The organism is Micromonospora reichwaldensis (assembly GCF_031845925.1).
GTDB classification, from domain to species: domain Bacteria; phylum Actinomycetota; class Actinomycetes; order Mycobacteriales; family Micromonosporaceae; genus Micromonospora; species Micromonospora reichwaldensis.
The window spans coordinates 19700-42143 of the sequence record NZ_JAVRFL010000036.1 but is presented as its reverse complement, the minus strand read 5'-3'; the positions used below and the strand labels follow the sequence as shown (position 1 = coordinate 42143).

24 protein-coding genes are annotated in these 22444 nt (G+C 72.7%); 16 read left to right on the top strand and 8 right to left on the bottom strand.

The genetic code is table 11. The features are described from left to right. Positions 1-61: 61 nt before the first annotated feature. The gene (locus RM555_RS25000) at positions 62-292 is read left to right on the top strand and encodes a hypothetical protein (protein ID WP_311414027.1); all 231 of its coding nucleotides are present in this window, start codon (positions 62-64) and stop codon (positions 290-292) included. Positions 293-390: 98 nt separating this feature from the next. Here RM555_RS25000 and RM555_RS24995 read toward each other — a convergent pair whose 3' ends face one another. Together RM555_RS24995 and RM555_RS24990 are read right to left on the bottom strand one after the other, a co-directional pair. Then, entirely contained in the window at positions 391-1143 is a 753-nt protein-coding gene (locus RM555_RS24995; RefSeq protein WP_311414026.1) for a GH25 family lysozyme, read from the bottom strand. Between the two features lie 164 nt (positions 1144-1307). After that, positions 1308-1853: a Uma2 family endonuclease gene (locus tag RM555_RS24990; protein WP_311414025.1), complete on the bottom strand. Its 546-nt coding sequence runs from the start codon at positions 1851-1853 to the stop codon at positions 1308-1310. A 101-nt stretch (positions 1854-1954) separates the two neighbouring features. On the opposite strand from RM555_RS24990, the gene RM555_RS24985 reads away from it, so the two are divergent. From RM555_RS24985 to RM555_RS24975, 3 genes are all read left to right on the top strand, one after another. Then, on the top strand, positions 1955-2704 hold the full coding sequence (locus RM555_RS24985; RefSeq protein WP_311414024.1) for a M50 family metallopeptidase: 750 nt from the start codon (positions 1955-1957) through the stop codon (positions 2702-2704). A 69-nt stretch (positions 2705-2773) separates the two neighbouring features. Further along, complete coding sequence (locus RM555_RS24980) at positions 2774-3274, top strand: SigE family RNA polymerase sigma factor (protein ID WP_132233334.1); 501 nt, start codon at positions 2774-2776, stop codon at positions 3272-3274. Then, the gene (locus RM555_RS24975; RefSeq protein ID WP_311414023.1) at positions 3267-4127 is read left to right on the top strand and encodes a hypothetical protein; all 861 of its coding nucleotides are present in this window, start codon (positions 3267-3269) and stop codon (positions 4125-4127) included. The genes RM555_RS24980 and RM555_RS24975 overlap by 8 nt, the downstream gene beginning before the upstream one ends. A 110-nt stretch (positions 4128-4237) precedes the next feature. On the opposite strand, the gene RM555_RS24970 is transcribed toward RM555_RS24975, so the two are convergent. Then, positions 4238-5821 carry an acyl-CoA carboxylase subunit beta gene (locus RM555_RS24970; RefSeq protein WP_311414022.1) on the bottom strand — a complete coding sequence of 528 codons (1584 nt, stop codon included), beginning with the start codon at positions 5819-5821 and terminating at the stop codon, positions 4238-4240. Between the two features lie 105 nt (positions 5822-5926). Here RM555_RS24970 and RM555_RS24965 point away from each other — a divergent pair, with 105 nt between their 5' ends. Together RM555_RS24965 and RM555_RS24960 are read left to right on the top strand one after the other, a co-directional pair. Next, positions 5927-6802, top strand: a complete 876-nt coding sequence (locus tag RM555_RS24965; RefSeq protein WP_311414021.1) for a biotin--[acetyl-CoA-carboxylase] ligase — start codon at positions 5927-5929, stop codon at positions 6800-6802. Between the two features lie 84 nt (positions 6803-6886). Beyond that, positions 6887-7459 (top strand): PH domain-containing protein, encoded by a 573-nt coding sequence (locus tag RM555_RS24960; RefSeq protein WP_311414020.1) that lies wholly within the window; start codon positions 6887-6889, stop codon positions 7457-7459. Positions 7460-7560: 101 nt separating this feature from the next. Here RM555_RS24960 and RM555_RS24955 read toward each other — a convergent pair whose 3' ends face one another. Together RM555_RS24955 and RM555_RS24950 are read right to left on the bottom strand one after the other, a co-directional pair. Then, a complete protein-coding gene (locus RM555_RS24955; protein WP_311414019.1) occupies positions 7561-8307 on the bottom strand; it encodes a GtrA family protein in 747 nt (248 codons plus the stop codon). Between the two features lie 65 nt (positions 8308-8372). Beyond that, the gene (locus RM555_RS24950; RefSeq protein ID WP_311414018.1) at positions 8373-8918 is read right to left on the bottom strand and encodes a GtrA family protein; all 546 of its coding nucleotides are present in this window, start codon (positions 8916-8918) and stop codon (positions 8373-8375) included. Positions 8919-9289: 371 nt separating this feature from the next. Here RM555_RS24950 and RM555_RS24945 point away from each other — a divergent pair, with 371 nt between their 5' ends. From RM555_RS24945 to RM555_RS24930, 4 genes are all read left to right on the top strand, one after another. After that, positions 9290-11131 carry a phosphoenolpyruvate carboxykinase (GTP) gene (locus RM555_RS24945; RefSeq protein WP_311414017.1) on the top strand — a complete coding sequence of 614 codons (1842 nt, stop codon included), beginning with the start codon at positions 9290-9292 and terminating at the stop codon, positions 11129-11131. A gap of 43 nt (positions 11132-11174) precedes the next feature. Beyond that, the gene (locus RM555_RS24940) at positions 11175-12035 is read left to right on the top strand and encodes a hypothetical protein (protein WP_311414016.1); all 861 of its coding nucleotides are present in this window, start codon (positions 11175-11177) and stop codon (positions 12033-12035) included. Positions 12036-12723: 688 nt separating this feature from the next. After that, entirely contained in the window at positions 12724-13881 is a 1158-nt protein-coding gene (locus RM555_RS24935) for a geranylgeranyl reductase family protein (protein ID WP_311414015.1), read from the top strand. Positions 13882-13912: 31 nt separating this feature from the next. After that, a complete protein-coding gene (locus tag RM555_RS24930) occupies positions 13913-14683 on the top strand; it encodes an isoprenyl transferase (protein ID WP_311414014.1) in 771 nt (256 codons plus the stop codon). Positions 14684-14854: 171 nt separating this feature from the next. Here RM555_RS24930 and otsB read toward each other — a convergent pair whose 3' ends face one another. The 3 genes from otsB to RM555_RS24915 all read right to left on the bottom strand — a co-directional run bounded on the left by otsB (position 14855) and on the right by RM555_RS24915 (position 16739). After that, positions 14855-15679, bottom strand: a complete 825-nt coding sequence (gene otsB, locus RM555_RS24925) for a trehalose-phosphatase (RefSeq protein WP_311414013.1) — start codon at positions 15677-15679, stop codon at positions 14855-14857. A gap of 103 nt (positions 15680-15782) precedes the next feature. Next, on the bottom strand, positions 15783-16136 hold the full coding sequence (locus RM555_RS24920; protein WP_311414012.1) for a hypothetical protein: 354 nt from the start codon (positions 16134-16136) through the stop codon (positions 15783-15785). 162 nt (positions 16137-16298) lie between these two features. Beyond that, complete coding sequence (locus tag RM555_RS24915; protein ID WP_311414011.1) at positions 16299-16739, bottom strand: XRE family transcriptional regulator; 441 nt, start codon at positions 16737-16739, stop codon at positions 16299-16301. 264 nt (positions 16740-17003) lie between these two features. Here RM555_RS24915 and RM555_RS24910 point away from each other — a divergent pair, with 264 nt between their 5' ends. From RM555_RS24910 to RM555_RS24885, 6 genes are all read left to right on the top strand, one after another. Then, positions 17004-17348 (top strand): hypothetical protein, encoded by a 345-nt coding sequence (locus RM555_RS24910; RefSeq protein WP_089003683.1) that lies wholly within the window; start codon positions 17004-17006, stop codon positions 17346-17348. Positions 17349-17379: 31 nt separating this feature from the next. Beyond that, the gene (locus tag RM555_RS24905) at positions 17380-17715 is read left to right on the top strand and encodes a hypothetical protein (RefSeq protein ID WP_311414010.1); all 336 of its coding nucleotides are present in this window, start codon (positions 17380-17382) and stop codon (positions 17713-17715) included. A gap of 381 nt (positions 17716-18096) precedes the next feature. Next, positions 18097-19512, top strand: a complete 1416-nt coding sequence (locus RM555_RS24900; RefSeq protein WP_311414009.1) for a PhoH family protein — start codon at positions 18097-18099, stop codon at positions 19510-19512. Positions 19513-19789: 277 nt separating this feature from the next. Next, positions 19790-20488 carry an aggregation-promoting factor C-terminal-like domain-containing protein gene (locus RM555_RS24895; RefSeq protein ID WP_311414008.1) on the top strand — a complete coding sequence of 233 codons (699 nt, stop codon included), beginning with the start codon at positions 19790-19792 and terminating at the stop codon, positions 20486-20488. Positions 20489-20600: 112 nt separating this feature from the next. Beyond that, positions 20601-21254 carry a rhomboid family intramembrane serine protease gene (locus RM555_RS24890; protein ID WP_151455782.1) on the top strand — a complete coding sequence of 218 codons (654 nt, stop codon included), beginning with the start codon at positions 20601-20603 and terminating at the stop codon, positions 21252-21254. A gap of 118 nt (positions 21255-21372) precedes the next feature. Continuing rightward, positions 21373-22341, top strand: coding sequence for an NAD(P)/FAD-dependent oxidoreductase (locus RM555_RS24885; protein WP_311414007.1), 969 nt, complete (start codon positions 21373-21375; stop codon positions 22339-22341). Positions 22342-22444: the final 103 nt, after the last annotated feature.

The following is a 22444-nucleotide window of genomic DNA, read 5'->3' as shown; positions in this document are numbered from 1 at the left end:
ACTCGCATGACCTTCCGCCGTACGGGGTATCTGACCTTCACGACGGAAGGGAGGGTACGACATGGGTTACCGACGGAGGGACGCCCGGCCCCGAGTGGCACTGTGGATGCTCGTGGCCCTCGGCGACATCGTCCTGCTGCTCGCCGCCGCCGGCCTGCCGCTGCTGTTCGCGCTGCTCAGCGTCGTCACCGTCACCCTCGCCGGGGTGGGCGTCCGGCGCTTCGCCCGGCGCAACGCGCTCGTCCGCGAGAACGCGGCGACCGTGCCCGTGGCGGCCCGACGGCAGGTCTGACGCCCGCGAGAGCGGCGTGGCGGCAGCCGGACCAGTTGTCGACCGTACGGTGACAACCGATCCCGCTGCCGCCAACCGCCTCCCCAGGCGATTCAGGCTCAGGTGTTGTTGGCCAGGGCGATCAGCCGGCTCCGGTCACCGTTCCAGTGGTTGCGGTCGACGGCGCCGCTGATGCCCGCCACGCTGCCCCGGTCGGTGTACTGCCAGAAGCTCCAGAACGGCGCCCCGGCCGGCAGCGCGCCGACCGTGCTCGACCAACGGGCGACCCAGAGCGGGTGGTTCGCCCACGGGGCGCTCCAGCTGCCGGTGCACTGGTTCCACCAGCTCGTGGTCGTGTAGATGACGGCGTAGCGGCCGGTGCGGGCGCGGTAGGTGTTGAGGAAGTCCTGGACCCAGTTCCGCATGCCCGTGGTGCTCAGGCCGTAGCAGTAGCCGCCCGCGTACGGGTTGGCTTCGAGGTCCAGCGCGGCCGGGAGGGTGCGGCTGTCGGCCGACCAGGCGCCACCGTTGGAGGCCAGGTAGTTCGCCTGCACCGCGCCGGAGGAGATGTTGGGCCGGGCGAAGTGGTACGCGCCCCGGATGACGCCGGCGTTGTAGGCGGCCACGTAGTTCGTGTTGAACCTCGGGTCCTTGTAGCTGGTGCCCTCGGTCGCCTTGATGAAGGCGAACTGGATGCCCGCGTTGCGGACGCTGGTCCAGTTGATGGCGCCCTGGTAGTGGGACACGTCGATGCCGGGCGTGGTGGCGGCCGCCGCGGGGGTCGCGGTCGCGACGAGCCCCGCCGCCGCAGTGGCGAGGGCCGCCAGGGTGGCGGCCAGCAGCCGCCGCAGGGATGTTCCGGTACGGGTCATGGATGCCTCCAAGGACGCCGGACTGAATAGACGTTCATCTTTGGAGATAAGTGCCCCGAATGGCAAGGGGGGCTAAGGAAATCTTCAGGAACGGCGGAAGCCGGCCATCCCGGCGGCGGGTGGCACCGCAGCCGGCGAGCGGACCGGGTGAGGCGCTCTCCGCCTCAGCGCAACGTGGCCGGGTCGACGCGCCAGCGGATCGGCTCGGCCAGGCGGAACTCCTCGCCCGGCTTCGCCACCTGGTCCTCGACGTAGTGCGCGCCGTCGAGCCGGTGCAGCCGCAGCGAGTGGCCGGCGCCGTCCTGCTCGACCAGCAGGTACCACGGGATCCCGGCGATCGCGTAGAGCTGCATCTTGACCAACCGGTCGGCGGCCGCGTTCCCCGGCGAGACGATCTCGCAGACGAGGACGACCTCGCCCGCCTCGACCACGGTCCCCTCGTCGTCGGTGTCGGCCACCACCACGTCGGGGATGACGATGCGGTCGACACCGAGCCGGACGTTCACCGCCTCGAAGACCGCGAGGGCCCCCGCAGCGCCGTCCAGGCTGTTGGCCAGCAGCCGCGACACCCGCTGGTGTCGCTTGCTCGGGGCAGGGCTCACGATCAGGCTCCCGTCGAGCAACTCGATCCGGTTCGACGTCTCGCTCATGGCGAGGTATTCGGCCTCGGTCCACAGGCCGACGTGGGGTTCCAGGGGTGCCGCAGTCACCGGCGTCCACCTCCCGCTCCTGTCGCCACCGGATCAGCCTTCCACGATACGGGCCGGAGAGGACGCAGCGACACAGGTCGGGGCCGGTAGGCTCGCGCCCCATGGTGTCGATCGACGGGCTCGGCGGTCTCTGGGACAAGCTGTTCGCGGCGCAGCCGGACCCACCGCCCCTACTGGTGCTGCTGACCGCCGCCGTCGCCCTGGTGGTCGTCTCCACCCGGCTGCCCTGGCGGATCGCCCGCAACGCCATCACCATCGCCCACGAGGGCGGGCACGCGCTGGTCGCCCTGCTCACCGGCCGCCGGCTGCACGGCATCCGGCTGCACTCGGACACCTCGGGGCTGACCCTCTCCGCCGGCCGGCCCACCGGCCCGGGGATGATCCTCACCCTGCTCGCCGGCTACGTCGCCCCGCCGCTGGTCGGGCTGGCCGGCGCGTGGCTGCTCGGCGGCAACCGGATCACCCTGCTGCTCTGGGTCGCCGTGGCGCTGCTGCTGGCCATGCTGATCATGATCCGCAACGTCTTCGGCGTGCTCTCGCTGCTGGTCACCGGCGGGGTGGTGCTCGCCGTCTCCTGGTACGCCGAACCGCAGGTGCAGGCGGCGTTCGCGTACGCCGGGGTGTGGTTCCTGCTGCTCGGCGGGGTGCGGCCGGTGGTGGAGCTGCAACGGCTGCGCTCGCGGGGTCGGATGCCCGCCTCCGACGCCGACCAGCTCGCCGGCCTCACCCCGTTGCCGGCCCTCTTCTGGGTCACCGCCTTCGCCCTGGTCAACCTGGCCGCCCTCGGCGCCGGCGCGCTGCTGCTGGCCGGCCCGATCCTCACCGAGGCCGGCCTGACGCCCGGAAAATGACCGGCCGACCGGGCAACCGGCGGCACCGTCCGACGCGTGTCCCCTGCGACCGTCACGGGGAGGTAGCAGGTGCCGGACGTCGACGGATTCGACGAGTTCTACCGGGGCAGCCGCCAACGGCTGCTCGGCTACGTCTACGCGCTCACGGGCGACCTCGCCGAGGCGCAGGACGCCGTGCAGGAGGCGTACATCCGGGCCTGGCAGCGCTGGTCGACGGTGAGCGCGTACGAGGAGCCGGAGGCGTGGGTGCGGGTGGTGGCGAGCCGGATCGCGGTCAGCCGGTGGCGCAGCCTGCGCAGCCGGGCCCGCGCCTACCTGCGCCACGGCCCCGGCGAGAGCGTGCCCGGCCCGGACACCGCCACCGTCGAGGTGGTCACCGCGCTGCGCCGGCTCCCCGAGGAGCAGCGCACCGCGATCGCCCTCTACTACCTGGTCGGCATGCCGGTCGCCGAGGTGGCCCGGCAGACGGCCGCCCCGGTGGGCACCGTCAAGGCCCGACTCTTCCGGGGGCGCGCCGCGCTCGCCGGGCTGCTCGCCGTCTCTGACCTGGAGGAGGCCGCCGATGCGTGACGAGACGACGTTCGTCGAGCAACTGCACCGGGACCTGCGCGAGGTCCGCTGGCCGGAGCCGGCGGAGATCCGCGCCCGGGCCCGCAGGCGCAGCAGGCGTACGGCGGTGCTGGCGGCGGTCGCGGTGCTCGTCGTCGTCTCCGCCTCGGCCGTGGCGGTCGGGGACCGGTCCGGGCGGCGGGGGCTGGCCCCGGCGGCGTCCCCCTCGCGACCGGCGGCGCCGGGGAAGGTCGAGATCCCCCCGGCGGCCCTGCTGCAACAGGACGACCTGACGGCGCGCAGCGGTCTGCAGCTCAGCGAGGCCGGCCTGGGCGGGAGCGTCGACGTGGGCATGGCCCTCCGCCGGTGCGCCACGAGGCACGACAGCGGTGTGCCGGCGCAGGAGACCTGGGTGAGCCGGTCCCAGACGGTGCTGCGACCGGCGACCGGCGGGGGGCGGCTCGGCGACGTCCTGGTCGTCCAGGACCTGCACCGGATGCGGGACGACGGGGCCGCCCGGTTCTTCGACGGACTGCGCCGGCAACTCACCGTCTGCCGGGAGTGGCGGGAGGTGCGGTCGATCGAGTGGGGCGGCGAGTCCGTCACCGTCGAGGACGTGCACCGCTGGGACGTGCCGCGCCGCGACTTCGCCGGTGACGAGTCCCTGCTGCTGCGCCACTCCGTCGCCGCGACCCTCGACCCGGCCGACGCAAAGGCGCCCGGCCGCCCGTCCACGCCGGACGCGACCGTGGTGGTGCGGGTCGGCGACCTGGTGAGCGTGCTGATCCTGGAACCGACCGCCGAAGCCGACCTGGTCCGCCTCGCCGGGCTGGCCGCGCGGCGCATGTGCGCCGCCGCCAACCCGTCCTGCTGACCGCCGCCCACCGATCGGCCGCCCCGCCCCCGGGTCCGCGCGATGTCAGGGCAGCCGTGGCCTGCCACGGTCGGCGGGGGACACCGCGCGGATCCCGCGGGGGAGGGGCGTCAGAGCGGGATGTTGCCGTGCTTCTTCGGCGGCAGGGTCTCGCGCTTGGTGCGCAGCACCCGCAGCGCGCGGACGATCTGGGCCCGCGTCTCGTGCGGCGGGATGACGCTGTCCACGTAGCCGCGCTCCGCCGCGATGTACGGGTTGGCGAGGGTGTCCTCGTACTCGGCGATCTTCTCGGCCCGCACGGCGGCCGGGTCCTCGGCGGCGGCCAGTTCCGAGCGGTAGAGGATGTTCACCGCGCCCTGCGCGCCCATCACCGCGATCTGCGCGGTCGGCCAGGCGAAGTTCAGGTCCGCGCCGAGGTGCTTGGAGCCCATCACGTCGTACGCACCGCCGTACGCCTTGCGGGTGATGACGGTGACCTTCGGGACGGTGGCCTCGGCGTACGCGTAGATGAGCTTCGCGCCCCGGCGGATGATGCCGTCCCACTCCTGGCCGGTGCCGGGCAGGAAACCGGGGACGTCCACGAAGGTCAGCACCGGGATGTTGAACGCGTCGCAGGTGCGCACGAACCGCGCGGCCTTCTCCGAGGCGGCGATGTCCAGGGTGCCGGCGAAGTGCATCGGCTGGTTGGCGACCACGCCCACCGGCCGGCCCTCGACCCGGCCGTAGCCGACCACCATGTTCTGCGCGTAGAGCGGCTGGACCTCCAGGAACTCGCCGTCGTCGAGGACGTGCTCGATGACCCGGTGCATGTCGTACGGCTGGTTCGCCGAGTCGGGGATCAGCGTGTCCAGCTCCCGATCCTCGTCGGTCACGTCGAGGTCGGCGGGCGCGTCGAAGACCACCGGCTCGTCCAGGTTGTTCGACGGCAGGTACGACAGCAGCGCCTTGACGTAGTCGATCGCGTCCTGCTCGTCCGCGGCGAGGTAGTGCGCGTTGCCGCTGCGCGAGTTGTGCGTACGGGCGCCGCCCAGCTCCTCCATGCCCACGTCCTCGCCGGTGACCGTCTTGATGACGTCCGGGCCGGTGATGAACATGTGCGAGGTCTGGTCGACCATCACCGTGAAGTCCGTGACCGCCGGGGAGTAGACCGCGCCGCCGGCGCACGGGCCCATGATCAGGGAGATCTGCGGGATGACGCCGCTGGCCCGTACGTTGCGGAAGAAGATCTCGCCGTAGAGGCCGAGCGAGGCGACGCCCTCCTGGATCCGGGCGCCCCCGGAGTCGTTGATCCCGACGACCGGGCAGCCGATCTTCATGGCCAGGTCCATGACCTTGACGATCTTCTCGCCGAAGACCTCGCCGAGGGAGCCGCCGAAGACGGTGAAGTCCTGGGCGAAGACGCAGACCTGCCGGCCGTCGATGGTGCCGTAGCCGGTGATGACGCCGTCGCCGTACGGGCGGGTCTTCGCCAGCCCGAAGTTGGTGGACCGGTGCCGGGCCAGCTCGTCCAGCTCGACGAAGGAACCCTCGTCGAGCAGCATCTCGATCCGCTCGCGGGCGGTCTTCTTGCCCCTCGCGTGCTGCTTCTCGACCGCGCGCGCCGACCCGGCGTGCACCGCCTCGTCGACCCGCCGATCCAGGTCGGCCAGCTTGCCCGCGGTGCTGTGGATGTTGATCCCGGTCTCGGTAGTCACCCTGGGAATATAACGATGGTTCAGGCCACCGCCGCTGTGCAGTTCGCCTCAGCCGGGCCGCGACGTCCCCGGTCGGCCGGCTGGGGGCGGCCGTAGGCTGACGGGATGCCGGGCTCGCCGTACACCGATCTGGACCGCCCGCCGCTGTCGGCGGCGCGGCTGCGGCGGGCGCTGGTCGCCCCGCACGGGCCCTGGGCCCGCCTGGAGTTGCGCGTCGAGACGGGCTCGACCAACGCGGACGTCGCCGAGGCGGCCCGGGCCGGCGAGCCCGAGGGCCTGGTGGTGGTCGCGGAGCGGCAGACCGCCGGGCGCGGCCGGCGCGGCCGGGCCTGGCAGTCGCCGGCCCGGGCCGGCATCGCCACCAGCGTGCTGCTCCGCCCCGGGGAGGCCGTCACCGACCGTGGCTGGCCGTCGGCGCCCCAGACGGGGTACGGCTGGCTGCCGCTGCTCGCCGGCGTCGCCCTGGTCGAGACGGTGACCCGGCTGGCCGAGCTGGACGCGGGCCTGAAGTGGCCGAACGACCTGCTCGTCGGCGACGCGAAGTGTGCCGGCATCCTCGCCGAGGCGGTGCCGGGGCCCTCGCCGGCCCGGCCGCCCGCGATCGTGCTCGGTGTCGGCCTCAACGTCACGCTGCGCGCCGACGAGCTGCCGGAGAATCCGACGGGACTGCCGGCGACCTCCCTGCAACTGGCCGGCGCGGCGGCCACCGACCGGGACCCGCTGGTCCGGGCGCTGCTACGCGGGATCGCCGACTGGTACGGCGAGTGGCGCGCGACCGGCGGGGACGCGGTCGCCAGCGGCCTGCGCGACGCCTACCTGGCGAGCTGCGCGACGATCGACCGGCAGGTACGCGTGCTGCTGCCGGGCGGCGACGAGGTGACCGGCACCGCGACCGGCGTGGACGCCGACGGCCAGCTCCTGGTCGCCACCCCCGCCGGCACCCGGGCCCTGGCGGCCGGCGACGTCCTGCATCTCCGCTGATCGCGGACTCCCGCCGCGCGGCTGATCCCCCGACGGGAGGGGAGCGGCTACGGTCAGCGCGTCCGTTTCTGCGAGGAGGTTCCCGTGGCGTTCCCCGATGACGTGCTCACCGAGGACGAGCACGTCGTGCTGCACCTGCACCCGCACTGGAAGGCGCTGATCCGGCCGGTCGCGGTGCTCGTGCTCGCCGTCGCGGCGGTGGTGGCCGGCCTGGTCCTGCTGCCGTCCGGCGGGGGCGGCTCGATCGCGCTCGCCGTCATCGGCGGCCTGGCCCTGCTGGCGGTGCTGTGGCTGACCCTGTGGCCGTTCCTGGTCTGGCGGAGCACCCACTACCTCTTCACGAACGAGCGGGTGCTGCTCCAGCAGGGGGTGCTCTCGCGGGACCGGCGGGACATCCCGCTGACCCGGATCAACGACCACGCGATGAACCAGCGGTTCGTGGAGCGTCTGCTCGGCTGCGGGACGCTGACCATCGAGTCCGCCGGCGAGCGCGGCCAGTCCGTCCTGCACGACGTGCCGGGGGTCGGCCGGGTCCAGACCAAGCTCTACGAGCTGGTGGAGGCCCACCACGACAAGCACTCCCTGGGCGACGGCGAGATGCGCGACATCCTGGCGGACCTGCACGACGGCAAGCCGCTGCGCGACCCGACCGCCTGAACCGGCGCGACCCGACCGGTGTGGCCCGGGAGCGGGCCGGAACCGGTCGGGCCGGACGGCGCGTGGGTCAGGACGGCGCGTGGGTCAGGACGGCGCGTGGGTCAGCGGCGGGGCGGGCGGCGGGTGGTGGCCTGGAGTTCGGCGGCCAGTTCCGCTTCCAGCTCCCGGTCGAGGGAGCCGCCGAGGCCGGCGTCGAGCGGGACGGGGCGCCCCTGGAGCGGGGCCCCCGGGCCCGCCGCCGACGCGGGTTCGGGGCCGGACGCGCCGCGTGGGACGCGCCGCGCGGCGCCGGGCGGCGGCTCGGACTCCTCCAGCTCGGAGATCGACTCCGCCAACTCGGCCACCGGGTCCATCTCGGCCATGGTGTCCCACTCGTCGCGAGGGATGCTGTGCCACGTCTCGGCCGCGTGGGCCGGCGTCGGTTGGAAGACGAACGTGCGGTAGGACCAGAAGCGGAACAGCGTCGCGAGCAGCACGCCACCGGTCTTGGCCACGTTGAGGGCCAGCAGGCTGGTCAGGCCCAGCCCGTACTTGGCGGCGGCCAGGACGCCCAGCTCGATGAGCAGGCCCGCCCCGTTGAAGAGGAAGAAGAGGACGTACTCGCGCCGCATGGCCGATTTGGGGCGATCCCGGTACGTCCAGTGACGATTCATCAAATAAGACGTGATCGTCGCCACCACGGTCGCGATGACCGTCGCCTTCAGTTGACCGTCCACGAAAACGGTCAGTGCGAGCACATTGAACACGGCGTAATTGATTACGGTGTTGACGCCGCCGACGATTCCGAACTTGAGCGCCTCGTGGATGAACTTCTGCCAGCGCTCAGGCAGCAGACGGACAAGACGCATGCGGAACACCTTAGGGCAGTGGGCGGGGCCGGCAGGCTCCGGCCGGGACGAAGGTGGGCGGCAGGTCACGCCCGGTGGTCTCGGTCGTGCTTCTCTTCCGGAACGGAGGGGGTTCCCGCTTCGACGAAGACGAACCGTCGGTAGGACCAGAACCGGAACAGCGTCCCGAGCCCGGTCCCGACGATGAAGCTGGCGATGTTGTCGGCCAGCGGGGTCTGGAACACCTCCGGCCAGATGCTGCCCAGGCCGTAGCGGCTGACCGCCAGGCAGGCCACGGCGATCCCCAGGCCGACGCCGTTGAAGAAGAAGAACAGCGCGTACTCGCGGGCCGGGTTGGAGCGCTTGCGGTGCCGCCACGTCCAGAACCGGTTGCCGACGAACGCGACAGAGGCCGCGATCACCGTCGAGATGGTCTTCGCGGTGACCTGCTCGACGCCCCGCACGCTCGTCAGGTAGTTGAAGAGCGCGAAGTCGATCAGGAAGGCGATCCCGCCCACGGTGGCGAACTTGCTCAGCTCGCGGACCAGGTGGCCGAAGCGGTCCACCAGCGAGCGGACCAGACCCTGGCGGGTCTGCGGAGAGCCGGGCTCCCCGGTCGTCGTCGCGGCCACGACGCGAGCCTACCGGCTGAGGTCATCCCGCACGGGTAGCAACGGCGGACCGCTCACCCGCGTGTGCGCCTGTGGACAGAGCGTAACGAGATCGGGCGGCCTGCGGGGCGGTTCGCGGGTTCCGCCGCCGGCCCGGCCGGTGACGGTTCCCCACAGGATTTGCGTGAAACTGCGCGTGAAAGCGGGTATTAGCTCGTGATGCCGCAGCGTGCCCCTACCTTGTGCAGTTCTTCACAACCAGTCCCACTGACTGGTGACCTCGCCCGGTTTACGCTGAGGCCAATCCCAGGTTTCCACGAAGACGACGCATAGCGCCGTCAAGACTCGTGCATCCCATAGATCGGTCAGCGTCGACCACAAGGAGATGTGTCATGGTTGCTCCGGCTACCGTTCGGGGTATCGATCAGGCCCCGACGTCCCACCCGAAACTGCTCGCCTGGGTCCGTGAGGTCGCTGAACTGACCACCCCCGACCGCGTCGTCTGGGTGGACGGGTCCGACGAGGAGTGGCGGCGCCTCACCGACGAGCTGGTCGAGGCCGGCACCCTGATCCGGCTCAACCCCGAGAAGAAGCCCAACTCGTTCTACGCGCGCACCGACCCGACGGACGTCGCCCGGGTCGAGGAGCGCACCTACATCTGCTCCGTCGACGAGGCGGACGCCGGCCCCACCAACAACTGGATGGCGCCGGCCGAGATGAAGCGGACGATGACGGAGCTCTACCGCGGTTGCATGCGCGGGCGCACCATGTACGTCATTCCGTTCTGCATGGGCCCGGTCGAGGCCGAGAGCCCCATGTTCGGCGTCGAGATCACCGACAGCCCGTACGTGGTCGCGTCGATGCGCATCATGACCCGGATGGGTGCCAAGGTCCTGGAGGCCATGGGCGACGACGCGGACTTCGTCCACGCGCTGCACTCCATCGGCGCCCCGCTCGCCCCCGGCCAGCAGGACGTGGCGTGGCCGTGCAACGAGACCAAGTACATCTCGCACTTCCCGGAGACCCGGGAGATCTGGTCCTTCGGCTCCGGCTACGGCGGCAACTCGCTGCTCGGCAAGAAGTGCTACTCGCTGCGGATCGCCAGCGTGATGGGCCGCGACGAGGGCTGGCTCGCCGAGCACATGCTCATCCTCAAGATCACCTCGCCGGAGGGCAAGGTCTACCACGTCGCCGGGGCCTTCCCGTCGGCCTGCGGCAAGACCAACCTGGCCATGCTGGAGCCGACCGTCCCGGGCTGGAAGGTCGAGACCATCGGCGACGACATCGCCTGGATGCGCTTCGGCCCGGACGGGCGCCTCTACGCGGTCAACCCCGAGTACGGCCTCTTCGGCGTCGCGCCCGGCACCGACTGGAAGACCAACGCCAACGCGATGCGGACGCTGGACCGCGGCAACTCCGTCTTCACCAACGTCGCCCTGACCGACGACGGGGACATCTGGTGGGAGGGCATGGGCGAGCCGCCGGCGCACCTGGTCGACTGGAAGGGCAACGACTGGACGCCGGAGAGCGACAGCCTCTCCTCGCACGCGAACAGCCGGTTCTGCACCCCGATCACCCAGTGCCCGATCCTCGCCGAGGACTACTTCGACCCGAACGGCGTGCCGATCGACGCGATCCTCTTCGGCGGTCGCCGCCGGGACACCATCCCGCTGGTGACCGAGGCCCGCGACTGGGTGCACGGGGTCTACATGGGCGCGACGCTCTCCTCGGAGACCACCGCCGCCGCCTCCGGCGCGGTCGGCGTCGTCCGGCGCGACCCGATGGCGATGCTCCCGTTCATCGGCTACCACGCCGGCGACTACTTCCGGCACTGGATCGAGATGGGCAAGGGCACCGACGGCGACGAGTCCAAGCTGCCGAAGATCTACTACGTCAACTGGTTCCGCAAGGACCCGGAGGGCAACTTCCTCTGGCCCGGCTTCGGCGAGAACTCCCGCGTGCTCAAGTGGGTCATCGAGCGGATCGAGGGGCGCGCCGAGGCGGTGGAGACGCCGATCGGCATGGTCCCGGCCCAGGACGCGCTCGACGTCGAAGGCCTCGACATGACCCCGGAGGACGTCCGGATCGCGCTGAAGGTCGACCCGGAGGAGTGGCGCAAGGAGCTCCCGATGGTCACCGAGTGGTTCGAGAAGTTCGGCGACAAGCTGCCGGGCGTGCTCTGGGCGGAGCTGGACGCGCTGCGTGCGCGGCTCGACGCGGCGCCGCAGCGCTGAGGACAGGTGTGACCGAAGCCCCGACAGGGCATCATCGGATCCCATGAGGACGGCCGCCGCGACCGAGGTCCGGCGGCCGTCCGCCGTCCGGGCGCTGACCGCACTGCTCGCGCTGACCGCGGCGGCCACCGTCGTGGTCGAGCTGCTCAACTGGTGGTACGCCCCGGAGCAGGGCTTCGGGCTGGCGGTGCGGACGGGCTGGGCGATGCTCCGTTCGCTCGGCTTCCTGCTGCTGATCGGGCACGTCCGTCGGGGCCGGACGGTGGCCCGGCCGTTCGGGCTGATCCTGGCGGTGACCACGGTCTTCGCGGTCGGCCGGCTGATCGTGCCCCGGCAGGGGGTGCCGCCGCTGCCGGGGCTGCTCGGGTTCGCCCTGCTCACCGTGCTCTGCGCCGCCGTGGTCTGGCTGCTCTACCGCTCGTCCGCGGTGTCCGGGCACCTGGTCCGCCACCGGCCCCGCCTGGTCATCGACCGGGAGGGGATCTCCTGGCGGGAGACCCCGCCCCGCCGGCCGGAGGTCAGCGGTTGGCTGCTCACCAGCCGGGTCGCGGCGTTCACGTACAGCCCGCTCATGCTGGTCCCGGCGCTGGTCGCCGGCGGCGCGGTGCTGGACGACCGGCTCGCCGCCGTGCCCGCCGTGCTGCTCTGGTTCGCCGCCGGGATCGTGACCAGCTACGCGGTGCTCTTCTGCACCGCCTTCCTGATGCGCGGCAAGGGCTGGGCGCGCACGCTGCTGGTGGTCGTCACCGCGATCGTGCTCGCCGTCGATTTGCCGCTGTGCTGGTGGCTGCTCGGCCCGGACGGGCTGGTCCGCGACGGCGGCCCGCTGGTGGCCGCCGCCGCCCTGGCGATCTACGGCCTCTGGCGCGCCACCCGTGCCGAACGCGCCACCCGCCCGGCGTAGCGCGCGACCCGCGCCGAACCCCCGGCCGGGCGCACACGGTGCAGAGGTGTTCCAGGCACCGCACCTAGCCAGCGTGATCACCATCTGCCGCAGGGCCCGGACCCGCCCGGACCCGCCCCGGCCCGTTCCCCACCAGCCTGGGGGTTGGCGCGGTGGACTGGGCCCGCACCCCCGGCCGCAACCTCGCCTCGGCGGCGGGGCGGGGGAGCGGTGCCATTCGCGCTGTCGACCTGCCCCGCCCATAAGACCGCCCGAGGGCCCGCCCCGCCCCTCGTCCCCGCCCTCGTCCCCGCCCACGGAAGCGTCCGCGGGCCGTCACGCCTAGCCCTTCGCGGATCTTGGTAGGAACATGCCCCTCCAGGGGCACGTAACTACCAAGATCTCCCGCGCGCGTCATCCCGCCGTGCGTGGGGGAGGCGCCGTTGCTGCCGGGGATGGCTTGGGGGACCCCGGCCGGACCTCGGCTTCTGGTTCGTGGGGCGCAGCGAGGGCCCCGGGAGGAAGCCGTGAGGGCCCCGGGAGAACGCCGCGAGGGCCCCGGGAGGGCCTCGGGAGACCGCCGGGAGGGCCCCGGGAGGACGCCGGTGAGTTCGTGGTCCTCGTTGACGTGCCGGGCGGGTTTCGGCGTGGTGCGCGTCCGCGGCGGCAGGATGGCCGCAGGAGCCGGACCGGCGGTGGGAGGCGACGCGTGGGCGACGAATCCGTGGGCGACGAGTTCGACGTGGTGGTGGTGGGGGCCGGTCCGGCCGGGTCGGCCGCCGCGCTGGCGGCCCGGCGGGCGGGGGCGAGCGTGCTGCTGCTGGACCGGTCCGACTTTCCCCGCGACAAGGCGTGCGGGGACGGCATCGCCGCGCACGCGCTGGACGTGCTGGACGAGCTGGGGGTGCCCGACGCGGTGACCGGGTACGCGCCACTGCCGGCGCTGCGACTGGTCGGGCCGGGCGGCGGCGCCGTGGCCCGGGCGCTGCCCCGGCCGGCGTACACCGTGCCCCGCAGGGTCTTCGACGCGCGCCTGGTGGCGGCGGCGGTCGGGGCCGGCGCGCGGCTGCGCCGGCACGCGGTGCGGCACGTCGAGGTGCGGGGCGACCGGGTGGTGCTCGACGGCGTGCTGGCGGGGCGGGCGGTGGTCGGGGCGGACGGCGCCGGGTCCGTCCTCCGGCGGACGCTCGGGCACCCGCCGAATCCCGACCGGCACCTGGCGCTCGCCATCCGGGGGTACGCCCCGGCGCTGCCCGGCCCGCCCGAACAGCTCATCGTCACCTCGTCGCCGCGCTGGCCGGCGTACGCCTGGTCGTTCCCGATCGGGGACGGCCGGGCGAACGTCGGGTACGGGGAGGTGCTGCGGGGCGAGCCGCTGACCCGGGCGCACCTGGTCGACCGGCTCGGGGCGTTGCTGCCCGGCACGGACCCGGCCACGGTCACCGACCTGCGGGCCCACCACCTGCCGCTGTCGACGCACCGTCCCGCCCCCGGGCGCGGCCGGCTGCTGCTCGCTGGCGACGCGCTCTCCCTGATCAACCCGTTCACCGGCGAGGGCATCTTCTACGCGCTGCTCTCCGGCGCGCTCGCCGGCGCGGCGGCGGCCGGCGCGCCCGAGCAGGCCGCCCGGCGGTACGCGGCGACGCTGCGCCGCCGCCTCGGCACCCACCTGCGGCACAGCTCGCTCGCGGCGTGGCTGGCCCGGCGCCGGCGGGTGGTCGACGCCGCGGTCCGCGCGGCGGGTCGGGACGACCGCGTCTACCGGACGGTGGTGGAGCTGGGGCTGGGCGACGGGCGGCTCGACGCCCGCACGCTGGGCATGATCGGCATCGGTCTGTCGGCGTGGGAGCGGACTCCGAGGCGGTGATGCGGCGCGCAGGTCGCTACGCTGCAAGGTGATGACTCTGCGGGACCTGATCTATTCCGTGTACGAGCGTCGCCTCACGGCGAAGCTCGCGGGCAAGCCGGTGCCCCGGCACGTTGGCGTGATGTGCGACGGCAACCGCAGGTGGGCCCGGGAGATGGGCTACGTCGACCCGAACGACGGTCACCGGATGGGCGCCGTCAAGATCAAGCACATGCTGGGCTGGTGCAACCAGGCCGGCATCGAGCACGTGACGCTCTACCTCCTGGCCACCGACAACCTGCGCCGGCCGGCCAAGGAACTCGACCCGCTGCTCCAGATCATCGAGGACCTGGTGGTCGAGCTGGCCGAGGAGGGCAATCCCTGGCGGCTGCGGATGGTCGGCGCGCTCGACCTGCTCCCGGCCTCGACGGCGGCCGCGCTGAAGGCCGCCGAGGAACGCACCCGGGACCGCAGCGGCGGGACCGAGGTCAACATCGCGGTCGGCTACGGCGGCCGGCGGGAGATCACCGACGCGGTGCGGTCGCTGCTGCTGGAGTACGCCGCCAACGGCGGCACCCTCGAGGAACTGGCCGAGGTGCTGGACGTCGAGCACATCGCCGAGCACCTCTACACCCGGGGCCAGCCCGATCCCGACCTGGTCATCCGCACCAGTGGCGAGCAGCGCCTCTCCGGCTTCATGCTGTGGCAGTCGGCGCACTCGGAGTTCTACTTCTGCGAACTCAACTGGCCGGAATTCCGGCACATCGACTTCCTGCGCGCCCTGCGCTCGTACGCCAACCGCCAGCGCCGCTACGGCGCCTGACCGACCCGGAGCACCTCGCCGGCCCAACCGGCGCAGAGCGCGTCTCCGGCACGGTTGACGCAGAACGCGTCCCCGGCCGGCCGCGAGCTTCCCCGGCCCAGCCGGCCATCGAGCGCGTCTCCGGCCCGGCCGAGGGGAGCGCGTCGCCCGGCCCAGCCGGGCGCGAGGGCGTCAGGTGAGGTGTCGGGTGGCGTCGGTGAGGAACGCGCCGAGGGCGGCGGGGGAGTCCAGGGTCAGGTCGGCGGCCTCCGCGACCTCGTGGCCCGTCTCCGGGTTGGCGACCGCGACGCAGACGCCGAAGAAGTCCGGATCGGCGGCGGCCCGGGCCCGCAGCGCGGCGAACGCCTTGATGTCGGAGACGTCGTCGCCGAAGTACCAGGCGCCCTCGGCGTCCCGGACGATCTCGTCGATCACCATGCCCTTGTCGCGGTCGACCGGGGGCTTGAGCTCCAGCACCATCCGCCCGGCCTGGACCTTGAGCCCGAGTCGCTCGGCCTGGGCCTGGCCCCACCGCTCCACGGCCGCGCCGAGCTGCGGCGCGGTGCGCCAGTGCAGCGCCACGGAGAGCCGCTTGTACTCCACCAGCGCACCCTCGGGCAGCTCGGCCCGGGCCAGGTCGGCCAGCTCGGCCATGGTGGGCACCCAGGGCAGGGCCGCCGGCTCCGTCACGGTCTCGCCGCCGGAGTGGCTGTGCTCCAGGCCGTAGAGGCCGTACAGGTCGACGCCGGTGAGCCCGCCGAGGTGGTCGCGGAGGAAGTCGACCGGACGCGCGGAGACGATCGCGATCCGCCGTACGACCGGAGCGAGCGCCTCGATCGCCGCCAGCACCTTCGGGGCGGGACGCACGGCGGTGGGATCGTCGTCGACCGGCGCCAGGGTGCCGTCGAAGTCGAAGAAGAGCACGGTCCCGGCCGCCCTCCCGGCGGTCGTCCGCCAGGCCTGGTCGGCGTCCAACGGGTTCCTCGGCTGCTGGTTGCCCAGATTCAACGGCGGCACGCGCGACAGCGTACCCCGGGCGGGGCGGCTCAATCCCCGGCCGAGAGGTGGCTTCCGGCCGGCGCCTCGGGGGCGCGCGGTCGGGTCGCGACGGGCCCGACGGTCAGCGTTCGGCGGCTCCCCGTCCCCGCCGGCCGAACGGCACGACGGCGGCCTCCTGGCCGTGGTTGAGCAGGTAACCCTCGACGAAGCCGCTGTTGCGGTCGCCGGTGCGGTCCTCGATCTCCTGCAACTTGTTGACCAGGAATTCGGTCAGCGCACTGACCCGGTCGTCGAGCCGGTGGTGCAGCTCGGCGACCACGGCCAGGATCACCGCGGTGCCGGCGGAGGTGAGCGCGACGAGGTTGACGAGCAGGGGAAGCTGCCCGCCGTTGACCGCCAGGGTCACCACGTTTCCGGTCACGCCCAGTGTCAGCGACACGGTGGCGATCACGACTGCCATCCACTTCAGGGTCATGGACAGACCCCTCCTTCTGTCCCGCAGGGCTGGGTTCGGCCTTGTCCCGTCCCCCCGCCGACGACGAGCCCAAGCAGTACGAGTACGGACGCTAGCGCGCCCGTTCCGGCCCCGGAGCGAAACGAATGAGTCTGACCTGCCGTTCTTTCGCCATCTGAGGAACTAGCCGGCCTGTTTACCTCGTTTTCGGACATGGACCGGGAGGGTGGGGCGATACGCGAGATATCTGATGGTTTCCCGGATGTGGAACTTCTCCGCGTCGGAGACGTCGGGGTCCACGAGCCGCCGCAGCAGCGCCTCCACGTCCGGGTCCATCGGCGGCGTGGCCGGGGAGCTGCGCGGGGCGGTCGCGCGTTCCCAGCCCAGCGCGGCGAAGGCGGTCGCCGGGCTGAGGCCGAGGCCCTCGCAGAACGCCACCACGCGTTCGGCCTCCGGGTCGCTCGCCCAGTCGCCCCGGACCCAGCGGTTGATGGTCTGCCGGGAGACGCCGGTGCGACGGGACACCTCGGTGCCGCTCCACGCCCGGGTGGCCCGGGCCTCTTCGAGCGCCCTCCGGACGAAGGTGGCGAAGGCGATCTTCCGTGCGTTGGCCGTCTCGGTCACCCGGTGACGGTACGACCATCCGGCAACCGGTGCGTGTCCTGGCACGCTGTTGTCACGCGGACGTGACGTGTTCTTCGGGGCGCCGGTAAACGATCCGGCACCGCTTCTGAGGGGTGTCACCTGGGCAGAATAGATGCCCGTAGAGGTCGCCGTAAACGGACGAAAAGCTGATACTGTCACGCCCATGAGACAATCTACGGTGTGTCACGTGCATGAGACGATCAGTGCTCACATGCGTCACGCCCCCGGCGCGAGGGGGGTGTGGTGACCGAGCTAGCCACCCGTGCCCAGGCCTTCGGCCTGATCGCGGAGGGGGTGGCCACGGGCCTGAGCGCGCCATGGCGGCTCTACCTCGCCCGGGGCTGCCGTTACCTGTCACTCAGCGTCGGCGACCGCACCGAGTGGGACGCCTGGCGTACCCACCTCGGCTGCCCCGAGGTCAGCGTCCGCGTCTACGACGCCGGCGGGGAGATCCGCCGCTCCTCGGTGGCCGAGGTCGTCCTGGACGGCTGCCGGATCAGCGTCGAGCTGGTCGAGGAGGTCAGCACCGACGACCTGGACCGGCTCCTGGTCGCCGAGCCCACGCCGACCGAGCCGGAGGAACGATGAAGCGGGACCCGCGGCGCACGGGAGCCGCCGGATGAGCCCCTTCCTCGCCGTCTTCCTCGTCCTCGTCCTCGGCGCCACGAGCTACGCGGCCGGGCGGCTGCACGGCCAGCTCAGCTACCGCATCGGCTACCGGTTCGGCTACCGGCAGGGCTACTTCGACGGCGACCGGGGGGCCTGGAACCGACGTCGCCGCGACGCCCAGGCCGCCATCGCGTCCGCCCTGGCCGGCCCGTCGCCCGCCACCACCCGGGTCACCGGCACGGTGGTGCGGCCCGGCACCACGTACACCGGCTCGTCGTTCTCGACGCCGGTCGCCCCGGTCGCCGGGCGGCACCCGACCGGCACCCTGGTGCGGCGGACCGGTTGAACCCCGGTCGGCGGGGAGCCCGAGGCCCCGCCGACCGGAACCAGGACGCGGTGCGTCGTCCGCGGCGGACACGCACCGTCGGGACCACGTCAGACCGGTGACGGTGGTTCCCGCCGGCCGGGATGCGCGCAGGGGGCATGCATCCCGGCCGGATCCGCCGCCGGCCGAGTTCACCCGCCGGTCCCCGGAGATCCACCGCCGACCACTAGCCGACGGGGTCCGACGCGGCTAGCGTCTAGGCATGGCACGGGGTTCTCCCGGGCCAGCCGGTCCGCCCGGATCTGCGACCTCGCGCACGGGGTTCCGCATCCGACCCCGTGTCCCCGGGCACCGGAGGAGGCGGAACGCGGGTGGCGGGTGCCCATCCGTCGGAGCAGGCCTGTGACGACTCGCCGTACGCCCGCCGGGACCGACCAGACCCCGGCCGCGACTGCCACGACCCGCCGCGCCACCCGGAGCCGCCGCGGCGCGTCCGCCGCCCCGGTGGACACCGAGGAGCCCCGACCAGCGGGCCAGGCGTTCGTCCTGGACACCTCGGTGCTCCTGTCCGACCCGGCGGCCTTCCACCGATTCGCCGAGCACGAGGTGGTCCTGCCCCTCGTGGTCATCTCGGAGTTGGAGGGCAAGCGGCACCATCCGGAGCTGGGCTGGTTCGCCCGGCAGTCCCTGCGCATGCTGGACGAGCTGCGGGTCCGGCACGGGCGGCTGGACCGCCCGGTGCCCGCCAACGACTCCGGCGGCACGCTGCGGGTCGAGCTCAACCACTCCGACGACGGCGTGCTGCCGCCGGGGTTCCGCACCGACTCCAACGACACCCGGATCCTCTCCGTCGCGCTGAACCTCGCCGCCGAGGGGCGGGAGGTCACCCTGGTCAGCAAGGACATGCCGCTGCGGGTCAAGGCCGCCTCGGTGGGCCTGCGGGCGGACGAGTACCGGCACGGCCAGGCCAGCGACCCCACCTGGACCGGAATGGCCGAGTTGGAACTCGCCGAGGAGCAGATCGGCCGGCTCTACGCCGGCGAGGCGCTGGACCTGGACGCCGCCGCCGGACTGCCCTGCCACACCGGCCTGGTGCTGCACTCGGGCCGGGGCTCCGCGCTCGGCCGGATGCTGCCCGACAAGACCGTACGGCTGGTCCGTGGCGACCGGGAGGCGTTCGGGCTGCACGGCCGCTCGGCGGAGCAGCGGATCGCGCTCGACCTGCTGCTGGACGAGTCGGTGGGGATCGTCTCGCTGGGCGGGCGGGCCGGCACCGGCAAGTCCGCGCTGGCCCTCTGCGCCGGGCTGGAGGCGGTGATGGAGCGCCGCCGGCACAAGAAGGTGGTGGTCTTCCGCCCGCTCTACGCCGTCGGCGGCCAGGAGCTGGGCTACCTGCCCGGCTCGGAGTCGGAGAAGATGTCGCCCTGGGCGCAGGCGGTCTTCGACACCCTCGGCGCGGTGGTGCACGAGAACGTGCTGGAGGAGGTCACCTCGCGGGGCCTGCTGGAGGTGCTGCCGTTGACGCACATCCGGGGCCGCAGCCTGCACGACGCCTTCGTGATCGTGGACGAGGCGCAGTCGCTGGAGCGCGGCGTGCTGCTGACGGTGCTCTCCCGCATCGGCCAGGGCTCCCGGGTGGTGCTCACCCACGACGTCGCCCAGCGGGACAATCTCCGCGTCGGCCGGCACGACGGGGTGACCGCCGTGATCGAGGCGCTCAAGGGCCATCCGCTCTTCGCCCACGTCACCCTCAGCCGTTCGGAGCGCTCGCCGATCGCCGCGATGGTGACGGATCTTCTGGAGGACATCCCGCAATGACGGTCGCTATGTAGGGGTTTGTCCGCATTCTCTTTGTGGCGCAGATCACAATCGGCGCTCTTCGTTTCCCATCAGCCTCACCGTGCGCGATGGTGTCCCACGAGCGCCCACGTACCGAGAAGATCGTTGGTGATCGTTCGTCACAGGACACGCCAACAGTCACCGGGGTACGTCGGCTGCGACCGGCACCGGGTCGGGGCGCTCGCGACGCGCGGACGCGACCCACCCGGGTTGACGCCCCGCGCCGTGTCCTTGCACCCGACGAAGGGACCACTTCGTGAGTCGGCTGTGGAGCCGGTTCGGCGCCCGTACGGCCGCTGTCGCACTGCTCTCCGTGGGCGTTGCCGGCGGTGTCTACCTGGGTGAAGACCGACAGACCCAGCAGCAGGGCCTGACCGCGCAGGTCGGCGTCGCTGTCGAGCAGGCCGAGTTCGAGTACCAGCGCGAGCGGCAGGCCGCCCAGCAGGTGCAGTCCGCGAAGCAGCGGACCGCCGAGTACCAGGCGAAGCTGCGCGCCGCCGCGGCCGCCAAGGAGGCCGCCAAGCGCGCCCGCGAGGCCGAGGCCGCCGCCGCGTCGCGGAAGAAGGCCCGCGAGGCCGCCGCCAAGGCCGCGGCCGAGAAGGCCGCCGAGAGCAAGCCCTACACCGGGCCCATCCCGGCCTCCTGCGCCGAGTTCAGCGGCAACCGCGAGGTCGGCTGCGCGCTCATGGTGAAGGCGGGCTTCGGGATGGACCAGTTCCCGTGCCTGAACAAGCTCTGGGACAAGGAGAGCGGCTGGAACCACAAGGCCCGCAACCCCTCGTCCGGGGCGTACGGCATCCCGCAGTCGCTGCCGGGCAGCAAGATGGGCTCGGTCGCCGACGACTGGCAGACCAACCCGGCGACCCAGATCAAGTGGGGCCTCGGCTACATCGAGGGCCGCTACGGTTCGCCCTGCAAGGCCTGGGCCCACTCGCAGGACGTGGGCTGGTACTGATCGACCTTCGACGGCGGGGTGTGTGGGCGTCCACACACCCCGCCCTCGTCGTTCCGGGTACGGATCGCCGCAGAAGTGGCGGCTGCGCCCGACACCTGATAGCTCTTGACGGGTGACCCTGCACCCGGGAAGCGGCGACCCGCACCGGTTCGGCACCGAGGCGTTCTACGCCGCGCTCGGCCGGGCCTTCGTCGCCATGTGCGCGGTGGTGCCGTTCCTCTTCCTCATCGAGGCCCTCGACCAGGGGCTCGCGGTCGGCCTCGACGCCACCGCCGGAATCATCCCGAAGCGCATCGACGGTCTCGACGGGGTCTTCTTCTCGCCGTTCCTGCACCACGGCTTCGACCACCTCTACAGCAACAGCATCCCGCTGATCCTGCTCGGCACCTTCGTGCTCGCCGCCGGCGCCCGCCGCTTCCTCTGGTCGACGCTCGTCATCATCCTGGTCAGCGGGCTGGGGGTGTGGTTCACCGGCTCGTCGACCTCCGTGGTGGTCGGCGCGAGCGGGGTCATCTTCGGCTACCTGGGCATCCTGCTGACCCGGGGCATCGTCGAACGGAGCTGGTGGAACTTCGCGGTCTTCCTGCTCGTCGGCCTGCTCTACGGCTGGCAGCTGGTCGGCATCCTCCCCACCGACGAGCGGATCTCCTGGCAGGGGCACCTGTTCGGGCTGCTCGGCGGGGTGGTCGCCGCGATCATCTTCCGGCGCCGCCGGGGGGACCTGGGCGGCCCCCACCGCTCGGAGTCCACGCTCACCATGCCCTGAGCGCCGACGCGCCGGTGCCGCGCGGCGCCGGTGGGACATGCTTGCCCCGGGCGCGCCGCCGGCCCTACCGTCGGGATCAGCACGCGTTGATCCGTGAGCGGAAAGCGACGGTACGCACATGCGCGAGGTCGATGTCGCGGTGATCGGGGCCGGCCCCGCCGGGCTGTTCGCGGCGTACTACGCCGGATTCCGGGGGCTCTCCGTCGCGGTCGTCGACGCGCTGCCCGAGCCCGGCGGCCAGATCACCGCCATGTACCCGGAGAAGCTGATCCACGACGTCGCCGGCTTCCCGGCGGTCAAGGGGCGGGACCTGGTGGCCAACCTCGTCGCCCAGGCGGCTCCCTTCGACCCGTGCTACCTGCTCGGCACCCGCGCCGAGAAGCTCTCGTACGCCGACGGGCGGCCGGTGCTCGGCCTCGCCGGGGGCGGTCAGCTGCGGTGCGGGGCGGTGATCGTCACCGGTGGGCTGGGCAGCTTCACGCCCCGCCCGCTGCCGGTGGCGGAGCACTTCGCCGGCGCCGGGATCGTCTATTTCGTACCGCAGCCGGCGGAGCTGGCCGGCCGGGACGTGCTGATCGTCGGTGGCGGCGACTCCGCCTTCGACTGGGCGTCGACGCTTGAGCCGCTGGCCCGCTCGGTGACGGTGGTGCACCGGCGGGAGAAGTTCCGGGCGCACGCGGCCACCGTCGCCCGGGTGCTGGGGCTGCCGGTGCGCGTGATCGTCAACGCCGAGGTGACCAGGCTGCACGGCGACGGCACGGTCACCGGCGCCGAGATCACCGTACGCGGCGGCGCGGCGGAGCTGCTGCCGGTGGACACGGTGGTGGCCGCCCTCGGCTTCACCGCCGACCTCGGCCCGCTGGCCGAGTGGGGGCTGCGGCTGGACCGCCGGCACATCGTCGTCGACAGCGCGATGGCGACGAACCTGCCCCGGGTCTTCGCGGCGGGTGACATCACGGAGTACCCGGGCAAGGTCCGGCTGATCGCGACCGGCTTCGGCGAGGCGGCCACGGCGGTCAACAACGCGGCGGTGGCCATCGACCCGAGCGCGCACCTGTTCCCCGGGCACTCGTCCGACGGCACCTGACGCACCGCTACGACGCCGCGACGACGCGGGCGCGCGGCGTGGGCGGCACCGGCCGGGCTCCGGGCCGGCACGCCACCGGGCACGGGCGGGTCCGGCACGGGCG